Below are 24122 nucleotides of genomic sequence, written 5' to 3'. Positions count from 1 at the left end.
TTAACACTAGCAAAGTGAGGGATGAAATTTACCATACCGCCAGATAAGTTAGAACTCCTTCCGCGGCCTGCCTGCCATCAAATACAGCACGCACAACCAAGTCCGCTCCTCGCACCATATCTCCACCGGCAAAAATTTTACTATGGTTGGTCTGGCACTTATACACGCTTTGTGCTGTCAAGGTCCGACCATTGCTGGCAATCGCTATGCCCAACCTTCTCCCCCATGTTGCGCCTTCCGCCTGAAAACCAAAGGCAATGATCACATGATCACACTCCAGCTCTACCCCGCTATCAGGGACTATCATGGGATTTTGCCGCCCCTTCGTGTCAGGTTCACTCAAACGCGTCTCAGCCAGTTTTACCTCCAACGTTCCGTCAGGCCGTAACTCAATTCCCAGCGGCTGCCGATTCCACAAAAACTCTACACCTTCTTCGCGCGCGTTGGCGACCTCGCGCTTGGAGCCCGGCATATTCGCCTCATCTCGGCGGTAGGCACAAATCACACTTTTCGCGCCCTGGCGTATCGCGGTACGGTTGCAGTCCATCGCGGTATCCCCCCCACCCAACACCACGACGCGTTTGCCTTGCATCGTGATCGGCTCTTCGCCATCCGGCAGCGTGCCCAGTCCTTGGCGCACATTATTGATCAAGTAAGGCAAGGCTTCCAACACTCCGGGCAAATCCTCTCCAGGAAAGCCGCCCTTCATATACTTGTACGCGCCCATGCCCATGAAGATGGCGTCGTATTGTTCCAGCAACTCTTCTATCTGGATATCCTTGCCGATCTCGGTGTTGAGCACAAACTCCACCCCCATGCCCTCCATGATCTCGCGGCGGCGCTTGATCACGGATTTTTCCAGCTTGAACTCCGGAATGCCAAAGGTCAGCAGGCCGCCGATTTCCTCGTAGCGGTCAAACACCACCGCCTTGACGCCATTGCGTACCAATACGTCGGCACAGGCCAGGCCGGCCGGGCCGGCGCCGATTACTGCGACTTTCTTGTCCGTCCACACCACCTTGGACATATCCGGCCGCCAGCCGGCTTTGAAGGCCTCGTCGGTAATGTATTTCTCGATGCTTCCGATGGAAACCGCGCCGAAGCCGCCCTGGTTCAGGGTGCACGCGCCTTCGCACAGACGGTCCTGCGGACAAACCCGGCCGCAGATTTCCGGCAGGCTATTGGTTTTGTGCGACATTTCCGCCGCCTCGAACAGACGCCCCTCTTCCACCAACTTCAGCCAGTTGGGAATGTAGTTGTGCACCGGGCACTCCCATTCGCAGTACGGGTTGCCACAGGACAAGCAGCGGCCGGCCTGGTCGGCCGCGTCCACGCTGTGCAACGGCTGATAGATTTCTTTGAATTCGATCTTGCGCACAGAGGCGTCCACCTTGTCTCCAGGGTTGCGCGAAAGCTTCATGAATTGGAAAACATCGCTCATGGTTGTTTCCTGTCTTGCTGGGCCCGTCGCCTGCAGGCGCCCGGGTTTTGAATGAGGTATCGGCGGAACGGCGTCAGGGCCGCCCGCCTTGCGCGTCTTAGTCCTTGAGCAGGCTGTCGAGCTTGGCCGCCTTGGGTTTGACTAGCCAGAAGTAATCGACGTAATCGTCGAAGTTCTCCAGCATCGCTTTGGCCGTCTCGGAACCGGTCAACTCAACGTGCTTGGCGATCTTCTCCAATAGATAGGCGCGATACATGCCCATGGCTTCGCCGTTGATCAGGTGGATGTCGATCAGCTCGTTGTTGTAGCGATAAGCGAATTTCTCATTCGGGTCGTAGACGAAGGCGAAGCCGCCGGTCATGCCGGCGCCGAAGTTGTAGCCGGTTTCGCCCAGCACGATGACGCTGCCGCCGGTCATGTATTCGCAGCAATGGTCGCCGGCGCCTTCGATGACGGCCAGCGCGCCGGAGTTGCGCACGCCGAAACGCTCGCCCGCCACGCCCGCGGCGAACAACTGGCCGCCGGTAGCCCCATACAGACAGGTATTGCCGATGATGATGGACTCGCCCGCCCGGTATCCCGCGTTCTTGGGCGGATAGATGGTCACCCGGCCTCCGGCCATGCCCTTGCCCACATAGTCGTTGGCGTCGCCTTCCAGTTCCAGATGCAGACCGGACGCGTTCCATACGCCGAAACTTTGCCCGGCGCTGCCGCTGAACTTGATCTTGAGACAGCCAAACGGCAGGCCCGCCGCGCCGTGCACGCGGGCGATCTCGCCGGACAGGCGCGCGCCGATGGAGCGGTGGGTATTCTCGATCGGGTAGCTCAGCTCCAACATCTGTTTATTGTGGATGGCGGACAAGGCGTCTTGCAGGATGGCCTCCGCCAGTTCGCCCTTGTCGAAGGAGGGATTGCTGGCGCTGACGCAGAAACGCGGCTCGCTGTCCGGCACCCGGCCTTGCGACAGCAGCGGCGACAGGTCCAGCTTCTGCTGCTTGTCGGTGTCGCCGGCCGTCAGGCTCAGCAGGTCCATCCGGCCGATCAGTTGCTCCATATTGCGCACCCCCAGCTTGGCCATCCACTCGCGGGTTTCGCGCGCGATGAACAGGAAGTAGTTCATCACCATTTCCGGCAAGCCGGTGAAGTACTTGGAGCGCAGCTTGATTTCCTGAGTGGCCACGCCGGTGGCGCAGTTGTTCAGATGGCAGATACGCAGGTATTTGCAGCCCAACGCCACCATGGGGCCGGTGCCGAAGCCAAAGCTCTCCGCGCCCATCATCGCCGCCTTGATCACGTCCAGGCCGGTCTTCAAGCCGCCGTCGGTCTGTACCCGCACCCGGCCGCGCAGGCCGTTGGCGCGCAACACCTGCTGGGCTTCGGACAGGCCCAGCTCCCATGGGGAGCCGGCGTATTTGACCGAGGTCAGCGGCGAGGCGCCGGTGCCGCCGTCGTAGCCGGAGATGGTGATCAGGTCGGCGTAGGCCTTGGCCACGCCGGCGGCGATGGTGCCGACGCCGGGTTCGGCCACTAGCTTGACGGACACCAGCGCGGACGGGTTGACCTGCTTGAGGTCGAAAATCAGCTGCGCCAGGTCTTCGATCGAGTAAATGTCATGGTGCGGCGGCGGCGAGATCAGGCTGATGCCTTCCTTGGCGTGGCGCAGCCGCGCAATCAGGCCGGACACCTTGTCCCCGGGCAGCTGGCCGCCCTCGCCCGGCTTGGCGCCTTGCGCCACCTTGATCTGCAGCACTTCGGCATTGACCAGGTAATGCGGCGTGACGCCGAAGCGTCCCGAGGCCACCTGCTTGATCTTGGACATCTTCTCGGTGCCGTAGCGCGCGGCGTCTTCGCCGCCCTCGCCGGAATTGGAACGGCCGCCCAGGCGGTTCATCGCGATCGCCAGCGCTTCATGCGCCTCAGGCGACAAGGCGCCGAGCGACATCCCCGCGGAATCGAAGCGCTTGAGGATGGCCTCCACCGGCTCCACTTCGTCGATGGAGATAGGCTCGCCCAGCGGCTGCACCTGCATCAGGTCGCGCAACATCGCCACCGGGCGCTGGTTCACCGCCTCGGCGTATTGCTGATAGGCCTGGTAATCGTCGTTCTGCACCGCTTTTTGCAGCAGGGTCACCACATCGGGGTTATAGGCGTGGTATTCCTCGCCGTGCACGTACTTGAGCAAGCCGCCCTGGGAGATCGGCCGCATCGGGTTGAAGGCGAAACGCGCCAGCTTGCGCTGATCGTCCTCGAAGTCGGCGAAACCCGCGCCGGACACCCGCGACACCGTGCCCTTCAGGCACAACTCCACCACTTCCTCGTGGATGCCCACCGCTTCGAACAGCTGCGCGCCGCGATAGGAGGCGATGGTGGAAATGCCCATCTTGGACAACACTTTGAGCAAACCCTTGTTGATGCCCTTGCGATAGTGCTGCAAGGCTTCGTTGAGCTTGAGTTTGACCTCGCCGCTCTGCACCAGCTCGATGATGCTTTGATAAGCCAGATAGGGGTATACCGCGGTGGCGCCGTAGCCGATGATGCAGGCCATCTGGTGCGCGTCGCGCACCGTGCCGGTTTCCACTAGGATATTGGTCTTGCAGCGCAAGCCGCTGTCGATCAGCGCGTGGTGCACCGCGCCGGTGGCAAACAGCGCCGGGATGGGCAGGCGCTGAGGCGTCACATGGCGATCGGACAGCACCACGATGACCGTGCCCTCCTTGACCGCGTCCACGACATGCCGGGTCAGCGTCTCCAGCGCCTGGCGCAAGTCGGTTTCGCTGGGGCCGTAGCACAGGTCGAAAGTCGTCGCCTTCAGATAAGGCTCCGGCCGCGTGGTGACGCGGGTGAATTTCTCGTGCGACAGCACCGGGGAGCGCACTTCCAGCCGCTTGGCGTGCTCGGCGCTCTCTTCAAACATATTGCGTTCCGGCCCGAACACCGTGTTCAGCGACATCACCACCGCTTCGCGGATCGGGTCGATAGGCGGGTTGGTCACCTGGGCGAATTGCTGGCGCAGATAGTCGAAGGGCGAGCGCACTTTCCGGCTCAGCACCGCCATCGGCGTATCGTCCCCCATCGAACCCACCGCCTCCTGGCCGTCCTCGGCCAGCACGCGCAGGATTTGGTCTCGCTCTTCAAAGCTGATATTGAACAGCTTTTGCAAACGCGCCAGTTCGTCCTTGGACAAAGGCTCGACACCGGCGTCGTCCTCGATCGACAGCTCCAGGTATTTGGCGCTGTCCTTGATCCATTGCCGATACGGCTTGGCGCTCTTCAATTGGGCGTCGATTTCCTCCGGCAACAAGAGCTCGCCGGTGGCCAAATCCGCGGCGAACAGCTGACCCGGCTTGACCCGGCCCTTGCGCACCACGTTTTCGGGCTGGTAGTCCCACACCCCCACCTCGGAGGCGATGGTCAGCACATTGTCCCGGGTCAGCACCCAGCGGGCCGGCCGCAGGCCGTTGCGGTCCAGCATGCAGGCGGCGTAGCGGCCGTCGGTGAGCACGATGCCGGCCGGGCCGTCCCATGGCTCCATATGCATGGAGTTGAATTCATAAAAGGCGCGCAAGTCCTTGTCGGTGGAGTCGACGTTCTGCCAGGCCGGCGGCACCAGCAGACGCAGAGCGCGGAACAGCGGAATGCCGCCCATCAGCAGGCCTTCCAGCATATTGTCCAGCGACATCGAGTCGGAGCCGTCGGTCTGCACGATGGGACGCACCGCGTCCATGTCCAGATGCGGAGACGCCATGATGCGCTCGCGCGCGCGCGCCCAATGGCGGTTGCCCTGCACGGTGTTGATTTCGCCGTTGTGGGCAAGGAAACGGAAAGGCTGCGCCAGCTTCCACTGCGGCCAGGTATTGGTGGAGAAGCGCTGGTGGAATACGGCCAGGCTGGACTCGAAGCGGGGATCGTTCAAATCCAGGAAGAACTTGGATAGGTTCTCCGGCGTCACCAGGCCTTTGTAGGACAGAGTATGCGGCGACAAGGTCGGCAGATAAAAAAACGGGTCGTCCGCCTTATTGGCTTTCTCAGCCTGGCGACGACCCATGTACAAACGGCGCTGGAACATTAATTCATCCATGCCGAATGGACGGTTAACAAAGACCTGGACCATGGCGGGAAGCGAGGCCAAGGCCGCCTCCCCACAGGCGCTGTCGTCGGTGGGAACCTGTCGGAAACCGGACACCTCCAAACCCTGGGACTCCAGAAACTCGCGCAGGCGGCGCAAGCTGCGCTCTCCCTGTTCCGGATCGGGATGGTGGAACACCAGCCCGGCGGCGTACACTGGCTTCAGCGTCAATCCAGCCGCAGCGGCGACTTCGCGCAAAAAACCGTCCGGCTTGCGAAATAGCAGGCCGCAGCCGTCGCCGGATTTGCCGTCGGCGGCCACCGCGCCGCGGTGGGTCAATTTGGCCAGCGAGGAGATGGCGGTTTCCACCAGCCAGTGACTGGGTTTGTCGTCAAGCTGGGCGATCAAGCCAAAACCGCAGCTATCCTGCTCGAAGTCCGGATGGTACAGGGTGCCCTGTAGCCAGCGTTGTCTGTCCATAGCTTTGTCCTGCTTATAATGTGAAACGAATGTTTCGATTCTAAGGGCAAGGAGCTTGACCCTGCAACCGGTTTTTGTGCACCGCATTAGACGATAAAAATCATCATGTTACAGTGATTTTTTTGATTTTTCGATGTCGAAAAATCGTATTTTCACGGCGGATTAATTGTGATTTTGTGACGCGAACGTTCAATAAAACGACTGTCAAGCCGCCTTGTCAAGGACATCCAAAATGGCGATTTCAATCAAATTCAGTATATTGTCAAACAATAACCAAATATAATGCCCATTCTGTCCCCCCACCCCGCCAATCAGGAGCTGATCCGTCACCTGGCCGAGCAGGCGTTTTCCCGCTCCGCCGGCGCCCCGCTGGTGGGCGGCAATCAGCTGGAACTGCTCTACGACAGCGTGGAGAACTTCCCGGCTTGGGAACAGGCCATCGCCGACAGCCGGGAATCGATCTTCATCGAGATGTATATCTTCGCCAAGGACGCGTTTGGCCTGCGCATACGGGATCTGCTGATTGAACGCGCGCGCGCCGGAGTGAAGGTCTGCCTGCTTTACGATTGGCTGGGCAGCTGGAAAACGCATCTGGGCAGTTTCTTCAAGCCCTTGCAGGCCGCGGGAGCGGAATTGCGCGCCTACAACCCGCCGTCTCTGACCGCCGGCCTCAGCATGCTGGGGCGCAATCATCGCAAGCTGATCGTGATCGACCGCCGGACCGTCTTCGTGTCCGGCCTGTGCATCAGCTCCAGCTGGGAAGGCCGTCCGGAGCGCGGCCAAGAGCCCTGGCGCGATACCGGCGTCAAATTCAGCGGACCGCTGGCGGCCGACGCGCTGGCGGCCTTCGCCGACAGCTGGGCCAGCTGCGGCGGCCCGCTGCCCGCGGAATGGCTGACGCCGCCGCCATTGGAAAACTGCGGCGCGGTGGCGGCGCGCCTGATCGCCACCACGCCCGCCACCGCGCAAATGATGCGGCTGGACTTGCTGATCGCCTGCTTCGCCCGACGCACCCTGTGGCTGACCGACGCCTACTTCATGGGCACCAGCATGTATCTGACCGCGCTGAAACAGGCCGCGCGCGACGGCGTCGACGTCCGCTTGCTGGTGCCGCGCTCCAGCGACATCGGCTGGATCGCCACGGTGTCGCGCACCCAGTACCGCCCGCTGCTGGAGGCCGGCGTGCGCGTCTTCGAATGGGACGGCCCGATGATCCACGCCAAAACCGCGGTGGCGGACGGCCGCTGGGCGCGCATCGGCTCCACCAACCTCAATCTGTCCAGCTGGCTGGCCAACCGCGAACTGGACGTGGCGGTGGAGGACCAGGCCTTGGCGGAAAAGCTGGCCGAGCGGTTCCTTCAGGATCTGGACCACGCCACCGAAGTGATCCTGGCCGGCCAGCGCCGCCGCCCGACGCTGACCAAGCCGCGGCCCAAGGACTATCACGGCCTGCTGCTGCCGCCGCATACCGCCGCCCTCAGCGGCGCCAGCGCCGCCGCGCGGCAAGCGGCGCGGATCGGCGACGCGCTGGGCGTGGTGGTGCGCGGCACCCGCAATGTCGACGCCAGCGAGGCGTCCGCCTTCCTGACCATAGGCATGGCGCTGCTGATCTTCGCCGGACTGATCGCCTTCTTCCCCTGGCTGGTGGCCGCGCCCTTGCTCTTTTTGCTGCTGCTCAGCGGCGGCGCCATCGTCGCCAAGGCTCTGGGCTTGTACTGGGTCAGGCGTGGCAAAAAACAACAGCCGCCGCCGGCCGCACCGGCTGACGAGCAAGATGGCTCGCCCCAGGACAAATGCGATTAAAAACAATCCGTTGACTTGGGCTGATGTCCCCAAGACATCGCCGCCGCATCGCGCCTGGCCGCCGTCAGGCGTTTTTTTCGCGGAAAAAATTTTGCTGCGCAACAACATGACAAGCAAAAGGTCTAAAATGCGCGCTTTCTTGGGATGTTCTCCAGGCCGGCAGACGTGCCGCCCGCGCAGACAGCACAGCGCGAGCCGACTACGGACCGCGGCGCAAAGCGCCCTGTTTTTATTCGCGCCTCAAGGCCAGCCTCCATGGCGGCGGCGGCCCCCGGTCTGCCCGTGCGTACAGAACTGCGCCCCAACGCGCACCGAGTGACACCGCAAAGGGTTACAGGTGCCCGCGGCTTCGGCCCTCGCCCACGGCGAGCCGACGGCCCATCCGCGTCCCGCCCCCGCGCGTGTCCGAGTTAACAGCAACAAGGACTCAGGTATGCGTTTTCATTTCCCCATCGTGATCATCGACGAGGACTTCCGCTCGGAAAACACCAGCGGCTCCGGCATCCGCGAACTCGCCGCCGCCATGGAGGCGGAAGGCATGAGCGTGATCGGCTACACCAGCTACGGCGACCTGACTTCCTTCGCCCAGCAGCAAAGCCGCGCCGCCGGCTTCATCTTGTCGATAGACGACGAGGAATTCCACACCGAGGACGCGGCGCAGGAAGCGCTGGGCAAGCTCTACGGCTTCGTCGCGGAAATCCGCCGCCGCAATCCGGACATCCCGGTCTATCTATACGGCGAAACCCGCACCGCGCGCCACATTCCCAACGACATCCTGCGCGAGTTGCACGGCTTCATTCACATGCACGAGGACACGCCGGAGTTCGTCGCCCGCCACATCATCCGCGAGGCCAAGAGCTATCTGGACAGCCTGGCGCCGCCGTTTTTCCGCGCGCTGGTGGATTACGCCCACGACGGTTCCTACTCCTGGCACTGCCCCGGCCATTCCGGCGGCGTCGCCTTCCTGAAGAGCCCGGTGGGCCAGATGTTCCACCAGTTCTTTGGCGAAAACATGCTGCGCGCCGACGTCTGCAACGCGGTGGACGAACTGGGCCAGCTGCTGGACCACACCGGCCCCATCGCCGCTTCGGAACGCAATGCCGCGCGCATCTTCAACGCCGACCACCTGTTCTTCGTCACCAACGGCACCTCCACTTCCAACAAAATCGTCTGGCACAGCTGCGTGGCGGCCGGCGACATCGTGCTGGTGGACCGCAACTGCCACAAATCCAATCTGCACGCCATCATGATGACCGGCGCCATCCCGGTGTTCCTGATGCCGACGCGCAACCACTACGGCATCATCGGCCCGATTCCTAAGTCCGAATTCCAGCTCGACAATATCAAGAAGAAAATTCAGGCCAACCCCTTCGCCCGCGAAGCGCTGGCCAAAAACCCGCAAGCCAAGCCCCGCATCCTGACCCTGACCCAGTCCACCTACGACGGCATTATCTACAACGTGGAGGACATCAAGCATCTGCTGGACGGCGAGGTCGATACCCTGCACTTCGACGAAGCCTGGCTGCCGCACGCCGGCTTCCATGATTTCTACGGCGACTTCCACGCCATCGGCGAAGGCCGCCCACGCTGCAAGGACAGCCTGATCTTCTCCACCCAGTCCACCCACAAACTGCTGGCCGGCATCAGCCAGGCCTCGCAGATCCTGGTGCAGGACCCGGAGCAACGCCAGTTGGACACCGCTTGGTTCAACGAAGCCTATCTGATGCACACGTCCACCAGCCCGCAGTACTCCATCATCGCCAGCTGCGATGTGGCGGCGGCGATGATGGAACAGCCGGGCGGACAGGCGCTGGTGGAAGAATCGCTGGTGGAGGCGCTGGACTTCCGCCGCGCCATGCGCAAAGTGGACGAGGAATACGGCCGCGACTGGTGGTTCAGCGTCTGGGGACCGGACGATCTGTCCGACGACGGCATCTGCGACCCGGCCGAGTGGCAACTGCGCCCGAACGAGCGCTGGCACGGCTTCGTCGGCATTGAGAACGGCTTCAATATGCTGGACCCGATCAAGGCCACGGTGCTGACTCCGGGCCTGGATGTGGACGGCAGTTTCGAAGAGATGGGCATTCCCGCCGCCATCGTCACCAAGTATCTGACCGAACACGGCGTGGTGGTGGAAAAGACCGGGCTGTACAGCTTCTTCATCATGTTCACCATCGGCATCACCAAGGGCCGCTGGAATACGCTGATCTCCCTGCTGCAGCAATTCAAGGACGACTTCGACAAAAACCAGCCGATGTGGCGGGTGATGCCGGAATTCATCGCCCAACACCCGCAATATGAGCGCGTCGGCCTGCGCGATCTGTGCCAGCGCATCCATCAGCTCTACAGCAAACACGATGTGGCCCGCATCACCACCGAGATCTATCTGTCGGAAATGGAGCCGGCGATGCGTCCGGCCGACGCCTTCGCCAAGATGGCCCACCGCGAGATCGAACGCGTGCCGGTGGAGCAACTGGAAGGCCGCGTCACCGCCGTGCTGTTGACGCCCTACCCACCGGGCATCCCGCTGCTGATTCCCGGCGAGCGCTTCAACAAGACCATCGTCGACTACCTGCGCTTCGCCCAAGACTTCAACCGCGAGCTGCCCGGCTTCGAAACCGATGTGCACGGGCTGGTGGCGACGGAACTGGACGGCCGCAAGGTCTACTGCGTCGACTGCGTGAAATGAGAAAGGGCGGCGGCGCTCCGCCGGCACGCCGCCGCACAATTTCTACACAATAATCCTTAACACACCAGGCTGGCGCGCTCGCGGCAGCGTGCGATAATCGCCGCCATGATGTCATTGGACCGCCGCTACGCCCTCACCGCCTGGCTCTTGCTCAGCCTGGCGGGTTGCCTATGGCTGGGCTGGCGCCAGTTTGGCGCATTGGAACAGCGCTTCCGCCAGGAATCCTTCATTACCCTGCGCCTGCTGAGCCAGAAAGCTTCGCAACACGACGCGGTGCTGGCCACCCTGGCCGCCTCGGAACAAAGCCGTTTGCCCGCCGACATGCTCAAGCGCCTGCAAACCGCCATGCCTCAGCTGAGCGCCATCGGTTTTTGGCGACAACAGCAATGGCATGGCGATCCCAGCGGCCTGCGTCCGCCGCTGGCCTTGCTGTGGCAAGCCCAGCAACAAGGCCAGACCCTGCTCGGCTTCGACGCGCAACAACGCTACTGGCTGCAAAGCCCGGACGGCTGGGCGCTGTTGATCGACCCGTTGCGCATGCTGGTCCAGGCCGAACTGCCCGAGCCGCTGGAAAACATCTCGCTGCAATTGCGCGGCCACCGCATCGAACTGCTGCAACGCAAGGCCGGCGCGTCTGCCAATGATTGGGATCTGAGCCTGGACCGCAAGCTGCCCAGCGCCAGCCAACCCTTCCGCCTGTCCAGCCGCACCGCCTTGAGTTGGGACAGCTTGCCCTGGATGGAAATCCTGCTGTGGAACGCGCTGCTCGCCGCCGTCGCCGTCGCCCTGTACGCCAGGCATAGGCAACGCGCCTCTCAACAGCGCCAGCAACAGCAGGACCGTCTGGCCGCTCAAGCCCGGCTCAATACCCTGAATGAAATGATGGCCGGGCTGGCGCAGGAATTGAATCCGCCGCTGACCGCCATCATCGCCAATACCCGCCAGCTGGAACGGACGCTGGACGAGCCCTCGCAACGCGAAGCCGCGCGCGACACCCTGCTCGCCACCGGCGCGCAAGCGCGCCGCGCCGCGGCCCTGATCAGCCGGCTCAGCCGCCTGCTGGCCCATCCCAAAGCGACGGACACCACGCCGCTGGATCCCGACGCGCTGGTGAACTCATTGCTGTTTCTGCGCCAGGCGGAATTGGCGAACCAGAACATCACCCTGGAATGGAATAATTTAAGCCCGGACGAGTGGCCGCGCGCGGAACGCACCGCGCTGGAACAGATTCTGCACAACCTGGTGCAGAACGCCTGCGACGCGCTGCAGGAACAAGGCGGCCGCATTGTGATCAGCGGCGAAAGCGACGGCCACAACTACCGTTTCAAGGTCATAGACAACGGCCCGGGCATTCCCGAAGCCATCCTGCCCAAGATCTTCCTGCCCTTCTTCACCACCCGCTCGCGCGGCATGGGCCTGGGGCTGCCGCTCTGCGAGACCTTGGCGCGGGCCCAAGGCGGCAAGCTGCACGTGCAAAACGCCGCCAACGGCGGCGTCATCGCCCAACTGATACTGCCCTGGGCCAAGCGCGGCGCCTGAGGCGGCGCGCGTCAAACCCGTTCAAAAATCTGCTGCGCTTCGGCGAGACGGATGGAGCAGGCCGTTAAAAACAAGCTCACAATGCTCACGAGCACTCGCACATTTCGCTTGTGTTCTCTTCGCCTCGCCCCTGCCCGCAAGGTTTTGAACAGGCTCTCAGCTCTTGCTCGCCAGCGCCAGCCGCAAAGCCAGCCCGCCGAACACCGAAGCCAGCAGCCATTGCGGCAGCCGGCTGTTCCCCAGCCTGTCGCCAAGCGCGCGTCCGAAACGGCTGGCCGCCAGGATGATCGCCCCATTGATCAGCAGGCCGATCGCGTTCAACAAGGTCGCCAGCACCATGATCTGCAGCGAGACCGGCCCCGCGGACGGATGCACGAACTGGGGAAACAAAGCCAACACGAAGAGCGCCATCTTGGGATTGAGCAGATTGGTAAGCAGGCCCTGGGCCACGATGCGCGGCATAGACTGCGCGCCCGCGGCGCCCGGCACGCTCAACACGCTGCGACTGCGCAGCGTCGTCCAGGCCAGATAGAACAGATAGGCGGCGCCGGCGATGCGCACCGCGTCGTAGGCCAGCGGCGCGTGCACGAACAACTGCGCCAAACCGAAGGCCGCCGCCAGCGCATGGCAATACGTGCCCAGTTGAATGCCCGCCAGGGTGGCGAAGCCGGCCTTGCGTCCCTGGCTGGCGCTGCGGCTGGCGATCAGCAACATATCCGGCCCCGGCGTCGCCGCCAGCGCGACGCAGGCGAGACTGAACAGTAAAAGCGTGGACAAATCAGGCATGGCGGACATTCCGGGCAAATACAAAGCGATATGATACAAGCCGGCCCGGCGGAGTCAAAGCCTCACTCCACCAGCGCCGCGCCGCGCTCCCGCAACAAGGCCCGCAACACCGAGCGGTGACAGCGCGCCTCGTCCTGGCAGTAACAGCCTATGGAAAAGTGGCTGCCGTGCGACAAAGCCGCCAGCAAGTCCAGCTCGCGGCTTTGCTCCGGCGCCTTCATCTCCGCGCGATACGCCCGCTCGAACGTCTGCCATTCGGCTGCGCTCTGCGCCGCCTGCGCCTGTTTCACCAGTTCCGCGCTGGGCGCCAGGTTGGGAAACCACACATCGTACCAATCGCCGCTGGCGAAGGCCTCCTTGGGCACGCCGCGCGGCGGCCGCCGCACCGTGCCGATGCGCGTGCCCTCCTGCGGGTGACGCGGACTGCCCAATTGCACCACGCGTATCGTCATCGCTCGTTCTCCAAAACGGCGCGGCCCATGCGCCGCGCGCAACAACATTGTCATCAATGGCCAAGCCTGCGTAGACTAAGGGCCCGCCCCCTACGCGAACAATCCTCATGCAACACTATTCGCTTTATCTGCTGATGGCCGCGGCCACCGTGCTCAGCCCCGGCCCCGGCATTTTGATGACCCTGACCAATTCGCTGCGCTTCGGCCTGCGCGGCACCCTTGGCGGCATTCTCGGCACCGCCTGCGGTTCCTTCATCGTCGCCGGCGTGTCGGCCACCAGCCTCGGCCTGTTGCTGGCCGCGTCGGCGCTGGCCTTCACTGTGATGAAATGGATAGGCGCCGCTTACCTGTTTTATCTGGGCGTCAAACTGCTGCGCGCGCCGGCTTTTCGCTTCGATGAGATCCCAAGCCAGCCGCTCGGCTTTGCCCGGCGCTTTGGAGAAGGCATGGCGGTACAGCTGACCAACCCCAAGTCCATCTTCTTCTTTCTGTCCATCTTTCCGCAGTTCATCGACACTCAGGGGGCCTACGCGCCGCAATTCCTGCTGTTGGTCGGCACCTTCAGCGGCCTGATCATCCTGATCCACACCGTGTACGCGCTCACCGCGCAACGCGCGCGCCGTTGGCTGGCCAGCGACCGCGGCGGCAAATGGGTGAACAAGGCCGGCGGCGCGACCTTCCTGCTGTTCGGCGCCCTGCTCGCCAACTCCAACAGATAAACGCCATGCGTCTGCAACTGGAGTCGCCGCGACAAGCCGATGTGCTGGCCTTGATAAGCCAGCTGGACGCATACCAGGCCACGCTCTATCCGGCGGAAAGCAATCATCTGATGGACCCGGCGGCGCTGGAACCGCCACGGGCGCATTTCATCGTCGCTCGCGACGAGAAGCTCGCGGCGGTCGGCTGCGCCGCGCTGGTGCCGCATGAGGATTACGGCGAGATCAAGCACATGTTCGTGGCGCCGTCCCAACGCGGCAAGGGCGTGGCCCAGGCGCTGCTGGCGCGCCTGGAGCGGGAAGCGCGCTCCGCCGGTCTGTCCGCGCTGAAACTGGAGACCGGCGTGTCCCAGCCTGAGGCGATCGGCCTGTACCAGCGCGCCGGTTTCAAGCCCTGCCCGCCCTTCGGCGCCTACCAGCCCGACCCGCTCAGCCGGTTCATGAGCAAGGACTTATAGGCCGCCCTGCGCGCGTCGACTACCAACCGTTTTCCAACACCAGATGACCCGGCGCGCTCTGCCGGCTCATCCGGTAGCCCATCTTCATCAATTGCCGGTGGGTATCCTCCACCATCGCCGGGTTGCCGCAAATCATGAAGCGCGAGTTTTCCGGCGACATCGCCAGCCCCGCCGCCCGCTCCAAACCGCCATTGGCCAGCAAGGCCGGGATGCGCTCGTTCAACACGCCCTCCGGCGCGTCGCGCGTGACGATGGGCAAGTATTGCAATTTGTGGCCGTGCTCGTCCCACAAGGGGTGTTCGCTCAGCTCGGCGATGAAATCCTGATAACTGAGCTCAGCGGCGTGCCGCACGCAGTGCGCCAGCACGATGCGATCAAAACGTCGCCACTGAGCGGGGTCTTGCAGAATCGACAAATACGGCGCCAAACCTGTGCCGGTGGCCAACAACCACAAATCCTTGCCCGCCGGCAAGCGGTCCGCCAGGAAGAAGCCCATCGCCTTCTTGTCCAGCATCACTTCCGCGCCTACCTGCAGCTGCGCCAGACGCGAACTGAACTGGCCGTCCGGCACTACGATGGAATAGAACTCCAGATACTCGTCGGTCACTGCCGAACACATCGAATACGCCCGCCACACCTGACCGCCGTGTTCGCCCAACGGCAGGCCCAGCCTCGCGAACTGCCCCGGCTCAAAACGATAGGCGTCCGGCCGCCGCAAGCGGAAGCTGAGCAGATTGTCCGCCCAGCGCCGCAGCCACAAGATGGGTTGAACCGTGTACTTTTCTTCGATCGCTGTATCCATTGCTCGCCAATACCCAAGTAAATTACTCAAGTATTGTGCTCCAGATCGACGCCGGCTTCAAGCCTGCGCCGCGGCGGCGCTCAACGATAGGCGGCCAGCCATTCCTCGTGCAGCGTGGCGACCAGCTGCCCCGCCGCCAGCTCGCGGCCGGCCGCCACGTTTTCCCCGGCCCACAAGGACAGAAAATCGCTCAGCCCGGCCTTGGCCGCCGCGGCGCGCAAGGGCCCGGTCAAGGCGTTCATCACCGGATACGCCGGCACCAGGTCTTCCTTGTCGGCCATCAATTCCATATAACGGTTGTTCAGGCCGCGCGCGTAACGGCCGGAAAACGCGCGAGTCAAACGGGTGCCGCCGGGCGCGGCCTTGGCCAGCTCGCTTTTCCACAAGGCGGAAATGCCGGACTCCGGGCAACGCAAAAACGCGGTGCCCAACTGGCAGGCTTGGGCGCCGTGGCGCATCGCTGCGGCGATATCGCGTCCATGCATGATGCCGCCTGCGGCGATCACCGGCAGCGGCTGATTCTGCGCCAACTCATAGACCAGCGACAAAGTGGGCCGCAGGCTGTCCTGGGGCCGTCCGATGAAGGTGCCGCGATGGCCGCCGGCTTCCCGGCCTTGGGCGCAGATCGCGTCCGCGCCCAGTTCGGCCCAGGCCAGCCCTTCCGCCATATTGGTGGCGGTGCCGATCACGTCTATCTTGGCCTGCTTCAAGAGCTTGAGCTGATGGCGATTGAGAATGCCGAAGGTGAAGCTGGCCGCCGCCGGCTTGGCCTCCAGCAGCGCTTCGAACTGGCGCGCGAACGGCTCGCAGAAGCGATCAGGGATCTGCGGCGCCGGCAGCCCCAGCTCCCGGTGCAGCGGCGCCAGCCATTCCAGCGCCTGCCGCAAGGCCTCCTCGCTGGGAGCGGGATCGTCCTGTACGAATAGATTGATGCCGAATGGCTTGTCGGTGAGGCGCCGCACCGCGGCGGCTTCGCTGAGCAGGCGTTCGGGCGGCAGCAGCGCCGCCGCCAGAAACCCCAGGCCGCCGGCCTGACTGACCGCGGCCACCAAGGCCGGAGAGGTGGCGCCGCCCGCCATCGGCGCCTGAATCAAAGGGGTGCGCAACTGCCAGCGACGGCACAAAGCGGAAGCCATATATTTCCTCGATTACGCCCGCGCGGGCGTCGGTTGAAAGAATAGCGCAGTCAGCTCAGTCCGCCAGAGCCTGCTCCAGATCGGCCAGGATATCGTCGATATCCTCTATGCCTATCGACAGCCTCACCCCGCCTTCGCGGATGCCCAATTGAGCCTTCTGCTCCGGCGGCATGCCGCCGTGCGACATGGTGTAGCTGTGGTTGATCAGCGATTCGACCCCGCCCAGCGATTCGGCCAGCGCGAACAGCTTCAACCGCTCGGCCAAGCGGCTGGCCGCCGCGCGGCTGTCGTCCTTCAGCCAGATGCTGACGATGCCGCCGAAGCGACGCATCTGCCGGCGGGCCAGTTCATGGCCCGGATGCTCCGGCAGCCCCGGAAAGAACACCCGCTCCACCTTGGGATGAGATCGCAGGTAATCCGCCACCCGCTCCGCGTTGTCGCAATGGCGATCCATGCGCAGATGCAGGGTCTTGATGCCGCGCAGGGTCAGGAAGCAATCCTGAGGCCCCGGCACCGCTCCCGCCGCGTTCTGAATGAATTTGATCTCGCGGTGCAGCGCCTCGTCGTTGACGGCCGCCAGGCCCAGCAACACGTCGGAGTGGCCGGCCAGATACTTGGTGGCGGAATGCACAACGACATCTGCCCCCAGATCCAGCGGGTTCTGCAGATAAGGCGTGGCGAAAGTGCTGTCCACCGCCACTCGGGCGCCGTGCGCGTGCGCGATCCGGGCCAGTTCCGCGATGTCCACCATGCCCAGCAAGGGGTTGGTGGGCGACTCCAGCCACAGCAGCTTGGTCCGCGCGCTGATCAGCGCCGTCAGGTTCCGGCTATCGCTCAAATCCGCGAAAGTGACCTTGACGCCCGCCGGCTCCATCACCTTGCTCAGCAGCCGGTAAGCGCCGCCATAAAGGTCCGCCACCGCGATCACCTCGTCGCCCGGCTTCAGGCAGGCGCGCAGCACCGCGTCGATGGCCGCCATGCCGCTGGCAAAGGCCAGGCCGTGGCGGGCGTTCTCCAGGCTGGCCAGGCAGGCCTCCAGCGCCGCCCGCGTGGGATTGCCGGTACGGGCGTACACAAAGGGCATGGATTCGCCGACATGGCCGTATTCGAACACCGAAGTCTGGTACACCGGCGGCATCACCGCCTTGCCATGCTCTGCGTTGTCATAGCCGGCATGAATGGATCTGGTTGCAAATTTCACGACTTTTCCTCAAAAAATCATTCACTTGTCCGCCTTGTCGGACAAACCGACCGCAATCAAGCTTCTAGCGCGCCGCAGCCATGACTCTTTCATCATTTTTCGAAAACTTCAAGGAAACCGCCGTTAAAACGGCGACTACTCCCTTGATCTTGACTAAATTTTTAGCAGCTTTGGCTTTACATCCACGCTCTTTAGGACTATTTTGCAGCGTTTCGCATTCAAACAATTGTACGAATGAAGCTAGAACGCGTATTTGACATCCTGCCCCGCCAACTCGAACGCCACCCGCGCACCGACTGCCTCGCCGCCAAAACCGGCAAGGAATGGCGCAGGTTGTCCACCGAGGAAGTCGCGGACAGCGTCAACCGCTTCAGCCTGGGTCTGCTGGAGTTGGGCATCGCCAACGGCGACAAAGTCGCCCTCGCCGCCGACAACTCCATAGAATGGGTGCTGGCCGATCTGGCGCTGCAGCAAATCGGCGCCGTCAGCGTGCCGCTCTATCCCACCATGACCCTTGATGATGCACGCTATATCCTGACTCATGCCGAGGTCAAGCTCGCTTTCGTCGGCAATGCCGCATTGCAACGCAAATTGCATGAGGCGCTGGGCAAATTCAGCTGCCCGATCTACGGCCTGAGCCAGATCGACGGCTGCCCGTCCTGGACCGAAATCCTGGCCCTGGCCAAACCGGAGCGGCAGGCCGAGCTGGAACGCCGCCGCGACGCGATCCAGCCGGACGACGTCTACACCATCATTTACACCTCCGGAACCACCGGACGCTCCAAAGGCGTGATGCTGTCGCACCGCAACGTGCTCAGCACCGTGGTCGCCACCGCGGAATTCACCCGCCTGCCGCACGGAGAATGCCGCGCGCTGAGCTTTTTGCCGCTGTCGCACATCTTCGAGCGCGCCGGGGTCTTCTACTATATGTACAGCAGCGCCGGCGTTTACTTCTCCAGCGTGGAATGCCTGTCTTCCGCGCTCGCCGACATCCGTCCGCACACCTTCAGCGCGGTGCCGCGCGTGCTGGAGAAAGTGCACGACAAACTGGTGGGCAAGGCGCGCGAACTCAGCGGCTTCAAACGCCGTCTTTATCTGTGGGCCGTGGAGCGCGCCGAGCGCTTCGACCCCAACGCCCGCCGCTCGCCGCTGGAAGCCGCCAAGCACGCGCTGGCCGACAAGCTGGTTTACCGCAAGTGGCGCGCCGCGATGGGCGGCGAGCTCAAATGGATCAATGTCGGTTCCGCCGCGCTGCAGCCGCGACTGGCGCGCCTGTTCTGGGCCTGCGGCGTGTCGGTGGCGGAGGGCTACGGCATGACCGAATCCGCGCCGGTGATCTCCGCCAACCCGTTCAACGCCCGGGACACTCGGATCGGCAGCGTGGGCCTGCCCTTGCCCGGCGTGGAAGTGCGCCTGGCCGACGACGGCGAAATCCTGGTGCGCGGCGACAATGTGATGCTCGGCTATTACAAGGAGCCGGGACTCACCGCCGAAGCGCTGAACAACGGCTGGCTGCACACCGGCGACATCGGCGTGCTGGAACACGGCTATCTGCGCATCACCGACCGCAAAAAGGAAATGTTCAAGACCAGCAACGGCAAATACATTGCGCCGCAAGCGCTGGAGAACAAGCTGAAGGAATCCGCCTTCATCGACCAGATCATGGTGGTGGGCGACGGTCAGAAGTACGCGGCGGCGCTGATTGTCCCGCTCTTCGAGAAACTGAAGGAATGGTGCGCCGAACACGGCATCGCCTACACCACCGACAGCGAGATGAGCAGCCACCCCAAGATCGTCGAGTTGATTGACCGCGAGATCAAGCGCTTCAACCGCTACTTCGGCAACTGGGAGCACATCAAGAAATTCACCCTGATCGACAAGCCCTGGTGCGTCGACGCCGGCGAATTGGCGCCCACGCTGAAGCTGCGCCGCAAGGTGATCGCCGAACGCTGCCGCGCAATGATAGAAAACCTCTACGCCCCGGCCTGAGCCGGATGCGACAAAGCCCCGCAACGCGGGGCTTTTTGCTTGGAGACCGCGGTCAACGCTTATGGGCCAATTCCAGCCGCCGCTCCACATAACCCTGCACCCGCTCGAAGCTGGCGCTCAGCACCCAGTAGATCGCCGCCGCCGCCAGATAGAGCGGCAAGGGCTGAAAGGTCTGGGCGATCACTTCCTTGGTCGCCAGCATCAATTCGGTCACGGTGATCACCGATACCAGCGAAGTATCCTTGATCAGGCTGATCAGCGAATTGGACAGGCTGGGCACCGACAAGCGCAAAGCCTGCGGAGCGATGATGTGGCGCATGGTCTGCCACCAGCTCAGGCCCAAGGACAGGCCGGCGTCCCACTGGCCGCGGTGCACGCCGGCGATGCCGCCGCGCAGGCTTTCCGACAAATAGGCGGCCACATTCAGCGTCAAGGCCAGAATGCCCGCCGTCACCGGCCCCAACTCGATGCCCGCGCCGGGCAAGCCGTAATAGATGACGAAAATCTGCACCAAGAGCGGAGTGCCGCGCATCGCGCTGACATAGAAGGCGGCCAGTTGCGCCAGGACCGGCACTTGCGCCACTCGCAGCAAGGCCACGACGAAACCCAGCGCCAGCCCCAGGATCATGGAAACCACCGCGAACATCAAGGTATAGCCCGCGCCTTGCAATAGCACCGGCAGCGCCGATTCGAACAGGACGATCCAGTCAGTCATTCACGTTTTTCCAAAAAAAACCGACGCCCCCGCGCAAGCAGGGGCGTCTAGCCCTATCCACTCTGAAATCAACTGCCGCTTATTTCTTGGCCGCCGCCGGCGCTTTCGACACGTCGATGCCGAACCATTTGACCGAGATCTTCTTGAAGCTGCCGTCGGCCTTCATATCGCCCAGCGCCTTGTCTATCGCCGCCTTGAACTGCGGATTGTTCTTGGCGAACGGGATAGCCATCGTCGCCACCTCGCCCACCGGCGCGCCGGCCTTCAAGGGCAACTTGGCCTGCTTGATGGCGAAGGGGATCAGCAAGCTGTCGTTCAGCGCCGCGTCCACGCGGCCGCTGGCCAGATCCTGCAGGTATTCGGGCGCGCCGGGATAGGTTTTCACCTCGATGCCGGCCACGGCCTTGGCCATATCGGCGTAATTGCTGCCCTGGCCCACGCCCAGCTTCTTGCCTTTCAGGTCCGCCAGGCTCTTGAAAACGCGGCTCTCGTTCTTGCGCACGATCAGCTGCGCGCTGGAGTAGGTGTAGGGCTGCGAGAAGTCGAACACGTCCTTGCGTTTGTCGGTCACGCCCACCTGATTGACCACGATGTCGAACTTGCCGGCCTGCAAGCCCGCCAGCAGGCCGCTCCACTCCGCCGTGGTGAATTCCGGCTTCACTTTCAGACGCTTGGCGATTTCAGTGGCGATCTCGACATCGAAACCCGTCAGCTGCTGTTTGGCGTCCTTGAAGTTGAACGGCGGGTAAGTGCCTTCCAACGCGATTTTCAGGCTGCCGCGCTGCTTGACCGTATCCAGCAAGTCCGCCGCGAACACCTGGCCAGCCAGGCCCGCCATTACGAGAAGCGTCATCAGCTTGCGCATATCAATATAACCTTTGGTAATTTTGAAAAACAAAATAGTCAAAAGCGAGAATATCACTAGCCGTTGGCGCTGCCAAGTTCTAGATAGAACAATGGCCGCGAAAAGCGGCCATGATGTCAATTCATCTTACTCTGCTTGCAAGCGCTGGCGCAGCGTTGCCCCCAACTTACGCCCCAAGCCAATCAATACCGCCAAGACAAAGCCCCCCAGACCGGCCAGCAACACGATCATAGTCCGTTTCGGTCCCGCCTTTTCCAAAGGGGGGCTTGCCGGCAACACCACCTGCACATCCTGCGACATCAACGCTCTGGCCACCGAAGCCTGCTTCTGCAGCTCCTCCAACGTGGCCTGATAGAAGAACAAATCACGCATCGTAGCCAACTGCCTCGGAGAGATGGACTTGACCTGCGGATTGCTGCGCTCCAATTCCGCGCGCAGTTGCAATAAAGACGACTGTACCGGGCTATTCCCTTCCATTTGCTGAGCGTTCATTTGCGCTTCCAAGCGCGCGAAACTCTCGATCACACGCGCCGATTCGCTGTTCAGGAAGGTCTCGGCTACCGCGCCCAGCTGCTTCTGCTCGCGCTTCGCTCCCGACACCTGACCTTGCACCACCTTGATCCGCTCCTGCAACACCAGGTATTTCTTGCTCTGTTCCGTCACGTGCAAGCCCAGAATCCGCTGCCGGGTCTGCTCCACAAGGTAGTTGGCGAGCCGGGCGGCAAATGCCGCGTCCACATCCTGAACCGAGACTTCAAGCAAACCGTCTTTGCCCGCGGAAACTTTGAGATTGTCCAACAAGCTGAGCTTGGCCTTGTCCGCACCAGTCACTCCGTAATGCTTGGCCAGCTCAAAATGAGCCGCCGCCTCGCCCAGCATCACATTATCCTTCAACACGCTGGCGCCGCCCTGAGGACCCAGCGGCGCGGGCACGAGGAGCAGAGATGTCGCCGCATACCTGTCTTCCATATTCAACACTACGGCCACCGCCGCCAGCGCGGCGATGATGGGGAGGAAAACCATCAAACGCCATTGTTCTTTACAGAAACGAATAATATCAATCAGACTAATCTCATCAGCGACTTCAGCTTGGCGTTCCAAAACGTGTTCCCTTTTATTTACATCCCGTCGGCACTATTTTGCCGCATCTCAGTAGGCTTACAAAAATAAAGGCATGAGCCAGAGCTGCATGCCTTTATTTCGATCCGATAAGATCACACATTAAATAAGAAGTTCATCACATCGCCGTCCTGGACCACGTAGTCCTTGCCCTCGGCCCGCATCTTGCCGGCCTCCTTGGCCTTGGACTCGCCGCCCAGCGCGATAAAGTCAGTATAGGCGATGGTCTGCGCGCGGATGAAGCCGCGTTCGAAATCGGTGTGGATCACGCCGGCCGCCTGCGGCGCGGTGTCGCCGATATGAATCGTCCAGGCTCGCACTTCCTTAACGCCTGCGGTGAAGTAGGTCTGCAGACCCAGCAGCTTGTAACCCGCGCGGATCAGACGATCCAGGCCAGGCTCTTCCAGACCCAGCGTCTCCAGGAATTCGGCCTTGTCGGCGTCGTCCAGCTCAGCGATTTCGGACTCGATCGCCGCGCACAAGGCCACCACCGGCGCGCCTTCTTTGTCGGCCAGTTGCTGTACCCGCTCCAGCAAGGGGTTGTTGCTGAAGCCGTCTTCAGCCACGTTGGCCACATACATCGCCGGCTTGATCGTCAGCAGACACAGCGGCTTGACCAAGACCATTTCTTCCGGGCTCAAGTCCAGCGAGCGCGCCGGCAGGCCCTGATCCAGATGCGGCACCAGCTTCTCCAGCACCGCGATCAGCGCGCGCGCGTCCTTGTCGCCGGACTTGGCCTTCTTGCCTTCGCGCGTCATCGCCTTTTCCACCGCGGACAGGTCGGCCAGCGCCAGCTCGGTGCCGATGGTTTCGATGTCGGCGATCGGATCCACCTTGCCGGCGACGTGAACGATGTTCTCGTCTTCGAAGCAACGCACCACGTTAACGATGGCGTCGGTCTCCCGGATATTGGCCAGGAACTGGTTGCCCAGGCCCTCGCCCTTGGAGGCGCCCGCCACCAGGCCGGCGATGTCGACGAATTCGACGATGGCCGGCTGGATGCGTTGCGGATTGATGATCTTGGCCAGTTCGGCCAGGCGCTGATCCGGTACTTCCACGATGCCGACATTGGGCTCGATGGTGCAGAAGGGATAGTTGGCGGCTTCGATGCCGGCCTTGGTCAGCGCATTGAACAGGGTGGACTTGCCCACATTGGGCAGGCCGACGATACCGCATTTCAGACTCATGTCCGCATTCCTTCGAATTCTTGAAAAATCTTGTTCTGCCGCAGCATAGCGGCAAGCCGGCGATTTGCCCAGCGGCTTACTTGGCCGCGGTGTGCAATTCCTTCATCGCCGCCGCCATCTTGCCGCCGATGGCCGCCGGCAATTGCCGCAGCGCCTGCTCGATCGCCTCGTCCAGCGCCTGCTGTTCCTCGGCGCGCGGCTTCTTCAGCACGAAATTGGCGACTTCGTTGCGGTCTCCCGGATGGCCGATCCCCAGACGCAAACGCCAGAAGGCCGGCGAACTCAGCCGCGCGGCGATGTCCTTCAAGCCATTGTGGCCGCCGTGGCCGCCGCCCTGCTTGAAACGGGCCGCGCCGGGCGGCAGGTCCAGCTCATCGTGCACCACGAGGATCTGGTCCGGCAGAATCTTGTAAAAATGGGCCAGCGCCAACACCGCCTGTCCGGACAGATTCATATAGGTCATCGGCTTGAGCAGCCAGACGTCCTGTCCCTCGATGTCCACTCGGGCGACGTCGCCTTGAAACTTGCCTTCCGTGCGCCAGTTGCCCTTATAGCGCCAGCACAACTCGTCCACCAGCCAGAAACCGGCGTTATGGCGCGTTCTATCGTATTCGGCGCCGGGGTTGCCCAGGCCGACTATCAGGCGAATGCCGGACATATTCTCTGTTCCAAATGAAA

18 protein-coding genes are annotated in these 24122 nt (G+C 62.7%); 6 read left to right on the top strand and 12 right to left on the bottom strand.

Annotated features, from left to right (window positions below):
* Positions 1-28 precede the first annotated feature (28 nt).
* Complete coding sequence (locus QUG03_RS04030; protein WP_500819437.1) at positions 29-1441, bottom strand: FAD-dependent oxidoreductase; 1413 nt, start codon at positions 1439-1441, stop codon at positions 29-31.
* Between the two features lie 97 nt (positions 1442-1538).
* Positions 1539-5987, bottom strand: a complete 4449-nt coding sequence (gltB, locus tag QUG03_RS04025) for a glutamate synthase large subunit (protein ID WP_500819435.1) — start codon at positions 5985-5987, stop codon at positions 1539-1541.
* Between the two features lie 282 nt (positions 5988-6269).
* Between gltB and QUG03_RS04020 the strand changes: the two genes are divergently transcribed.
* The 3 genes from QUG03_RS04020 to QUG03_RS04010 all read left to right on the top strand — a co-directional run bounded on the left by QUG03_RS04020 (position 6270) and on the right by QUG03_RS04010 (position 12018).
* The gene (locus QUG03_RS04020; protein ID WP_500819434.1) at positions 6270-7790 is read left to right on the top strand and encodes a phospholipase D-like domain-containing protein; all 1521 of its coding nucleotides are present in this window, start codon (positions 6270-6272) and stop codon (positions 7788-7790) included.
* Between the two features lie 433 nt (positions 7791-8223).
* Complete coding sequence (locus tag QUG03_RS04015; protein ID WP_500819433.1) at positions 8224-10479, top strand: Orn/Lys/Arg family decarboxylase; 2256 nt, start codon at positions 8224-8226, stop codon at positions 10477-10479.
* A 105-nt stretch (positions 10480-10584) separates the two neighbouring features.
* Complete coding sequence (locus QUG03_RS04010; RefSeq protein WP_500819432.1) at positions 10585-12018, top strand: sensor histidine kinase; 1434 nt, start codon at positions 10585-10587, stop codon at positions 12016-12018.
* Between the two features lie 156 nt (positions 12019-12174).
* Here QUG03_RS04010 and QUG03_RS04005 read toward each other — a convergent pair whose 3' ends face one another.
* Both QUG03_RS04005 and QUG03_RS04000 read right to left on the bottom strand, forming a co-directional pair.
* Entirely contained in the window at positions 12175-12804 is a 630-nt protein-coding gene (locus QUG03_RS04005; protein WP_235086407.1) for a LysE family translocator, read from the bottom strand.
* A gap of 62 nt (positions 12805-12866) precedes the next feature.
* A complete protein-coding gene (locus tag QUG03_RS04000) occupies positions 12867-13256 on the bottom strand; it encodes a DUF488 domain-containing protein (protein ID WP_107800619.1) in 390 nt (129 codons plus the stop codon).
* Between the two features lie 107 nt (positions 13257-13363).
* On the opposite strand from QUG03_RS04000, the gene QUG03_RS03995 reads away from it, so the two are divergent.
* Positions 13364-13975: a LysE family translocator gene (locus QUG03_RS03995; RefSeq protein ID WP_486635891.1), complete on the top strand. Its 612-nt coding sequence runs from the start codon at positions 13364-13366 to the stop codon at positions 13973-13975.
* 5 nt (positions 13976-13980) lie between these two features.
* Positions 13981-14430 carry a GNAT family N-acetyltransferase gene (locus QUG03_RS03990; RefSeq protein ID WP_500819430.1) on the top strand — a complete coding sequence of 150 codons (450 nt, stop codon included), beginning with the start codon at positions 13981-13983 and terminating at the stop codon, positions 14428-14430.
* 19 nt (positions 14431-14449) lie between these two features.
* On the opposite strand, the gene QUG03_RS03985 is transcribed toward QUG03_RS03990, so the two are convergent.
* The 3 genes from QUG03_RS03985 to QUG03_RS03975 form a co-directional block, all read right to left on the bottom strand.
* Positions 14450-15232, bottom strand: a complete 783-nt coding sequence (locus QUG03_RS03985) for a ferredoxin--NADP reductase (protein ID WP_500819429.1) — start codon at positions 15230-15232, stop codon at positions 14450-14452.
* Positions 15233-15312: 80 nt separating this feature from the next.
* The gene (locus QUG03_RS03980; RefSeq protein WP_500819428.1) at positions 15313-16368 is read right to left on the bottom strand and encodes an NAD(P)H-dependent flavin oxidoreductase; all 1056 of its coding nucleotides are present in this window, start codon (positions 16366-16368) and stop codon (positions 15313-15315) included.
* A gap of 55 nt (positions 16369-16423) precedes the next feature.
* Positions 16424-17569: a trans-sulfuration enzyme family protein gene (locus tag QUG03_RS03975; protein WP_227105014.1), complete on the bottom strand. Its 1146-nt coding sequence runs from the start codon at positions 17567-17569 to the stop codon at positions 16424-16426.
* Positions 17570-17803: 234 nt separating this feature from the next.
* Here QUG03_RS03975 and QUG03_RS03970 point away from each other — a divergent pair, with 234 nt between their 5' ends.
* On the top strand, positions 17804-19558 hold the full coding sequence (locus QUG03_RS03970; protein WP_227105015.1) for an AMP-dependent synthetase/ligase: 1755 nt from the start codon (positions 17804-17806) through the stop codon (positions 19556-19558).
* Between the two features lie 52 nt (positions 19559-19610).
* On the opposite strand, the gene QUG03_RS03965 is transcribed toward QUG03_RS03970, so the two are convergent.
* The 5 genes from QUG03_RS03965 to pth all read right to left on the bottom strand — a co-directional run bounded on the left by QUG03_RS03965 (position 19611) and on the right by pth (position 24102).
* Positions 19611-20273 carry an amino acid ABC transporter permease gene (locus QUG03_RS03965; protein ID WP_118268338.1) on the bottom strand — a complete coding sequence of 221 codons (663 nt, stop codon included), beginning with the start codon at positions 20271-20273 and terminating at the stop codon, positions 19611-19613.
* 79 nt (positions 20274-20352) lie between these two features.
* Positions 20353-21126, bottom strand: coding sequence for a transporter substrate-binding domain-containing protein (locus QUG03_RS03960; RefSeq protein ID WP_231580992.1), 774 nt, complete (start codon positions 21124-21126; stop codon positions 20353-20355).
* 138 nt (positions 21127-21264) lie between these two features.
* Complete coding sequence (locus QUG03_RS03955) at positions 21265-22239, bottom strand: GumC domain-containing protein (RefSeq protein ID WP_500819427.1); 975 nt, start codon at positions 22237-22239, stop codon at positions 21265-21267.
* A 113-nt stretch (positions 22240-22352) separates the two neighbouring features.
* Positions 22353-23444: a redox-regulated ATPase YchF gene (gene ychF / locus QUG03_RS03950; RefSeq protein ID WP_107800628.1), complete on the bottom strand. Its 1092-nt coding sequence runs from the start codon at positions 23442-23444 to the stop codon at positions 22353-22355.
* 76 nt (positions 23445-23520) lie between these two features.
* Positions 23521-24102 carry an aminoacyl-tRNA hydrolase gene (pth, locus tag QUG03_RS03945; RefSeq protein ID WP_107800629.1) on the bottom strand — a complete coding sequence of 194 codons (582 nt, stop codon included), beginning with the start codon at positions 24100-24102 and terminating at the stop codon, positions 23521-23523.
* Positions 24103-24122 lie beyond the last annotated feature (20 nt).

The organism is Chromobacterium sp. CCUG 30098 (genome assembly GCF_059916605.1).
Note: the sequence above shows the minus strand (reverse complement) of the source record. Positions and strands in the feature narration are given on the sequence as shown.

Coding starts and splice junctions, on each gene's coding strand:
- QUG03_RS03960 (WP_231580992.1), bottom strand. CDS start 21,126: ATGACGCTTCTCGTAATGGCGGGCCTGGCTGGCCAGGTGTTCGCGGCG.
- QUG03_RS04020 (WP_500819434.1), top strand. CDS start 6,270: ATGCCCATTCTGTCCCCCCACCCCGCCAATCAGGAGCTGATCCGTCAC.
- gltB (WP_500819435.1), bottom strand. CDS start 5,987: ATGGACAGACAACGCTGGCTACAGGGCACCCTGTACCATCCGGACTTC.
- pth (WP_107800629.1), bottom strand. CDS start 24,102: ATGTCCGGCATTCGCCTGATAGTCGGCCTGGGCAACCCCGGCGCCGAA.
- QUG03_RS03980 (WP_500819428.1), bottom strand. CDS start 16,368: ATGGCTTCCGCTTTGTGCCGTCGCTGGCAGTTGCGCACCCCTTTGATT.
- ychF (WP_107800628.1), bottom strand. CDS start 23,444: ATGAGTCTGAAATGCGGTATCGTCGGCCTGCCCAATGTGGGCAAGTCC.
- QUG03_RS03985 (WP_500819429.1), bottom strand. CDS start 15,232: ATGGATACAGCGATCGAAGAAAAGTACACGGTTCAACCCATCTTGTGG.
- QUG03_RS04000 (WP_107800619.1), bottom strand. CDS start 13,256: ATGACGATACGCGTGGTGCAATTGGGCAGTCCGCGTCACCCGCAGGAG.
- QUG03_RS03965 (WP_118268338.1), bottom strand. CDS start 20,273: ATGACTGACTGGATCGTCCTGTTCGAATCGGCGCTGCCGGTGCTATTG.
- QUG03_RS03995 (WP_486635891.1), top strand. CDS start 13,364: ATGCAACACTATTCGCTTTATCTGCTGATGGCCGCGGCCACCGTGCTC.
- QUG03_RS04015 (WP_500819433.1), top strand. CDS start 8,224: ATGCGTTTTCATTTCCCCATCGTGATCATCGACGAGGACTTCCGCTCG.
- QUG03_RS04010 (WP_500819432.1), top strand. CDS start 10,585: ATGATGTCATTGGACCGCCGCTACGCCCTCACCGCCTGGCTCTTGCTC.
- QUG03_RS04030 (WP_500819437.1), bottom strand. CDS start 1,441: ATGAGCGATGTTTTCCAATTCATGAAGCTTTCGCGCAACCCTGGAGAC.
- QUG03_RS03990 (WP_500819430.1), top strand. CDS start 13,981: ATGCGTCTGCAACTGGAGTCGCCGCGACAAGCCGATGTGCTGGCCTTG.
- QUG03_RS03970 (WP_227105015.1), top strand. CDS start 17,804: ATGAAGCTAGAACGCGTATTTGACATCCTGCCCCGCCAACTCGAACGC.
- QUG03_RS04005 (WP_235086407.1), bottom strand. CDS start 12,804: ATGCCTGATTTGTCCACGCTTTTACTGTTCAGTCTCGCCTGCGTCGCG.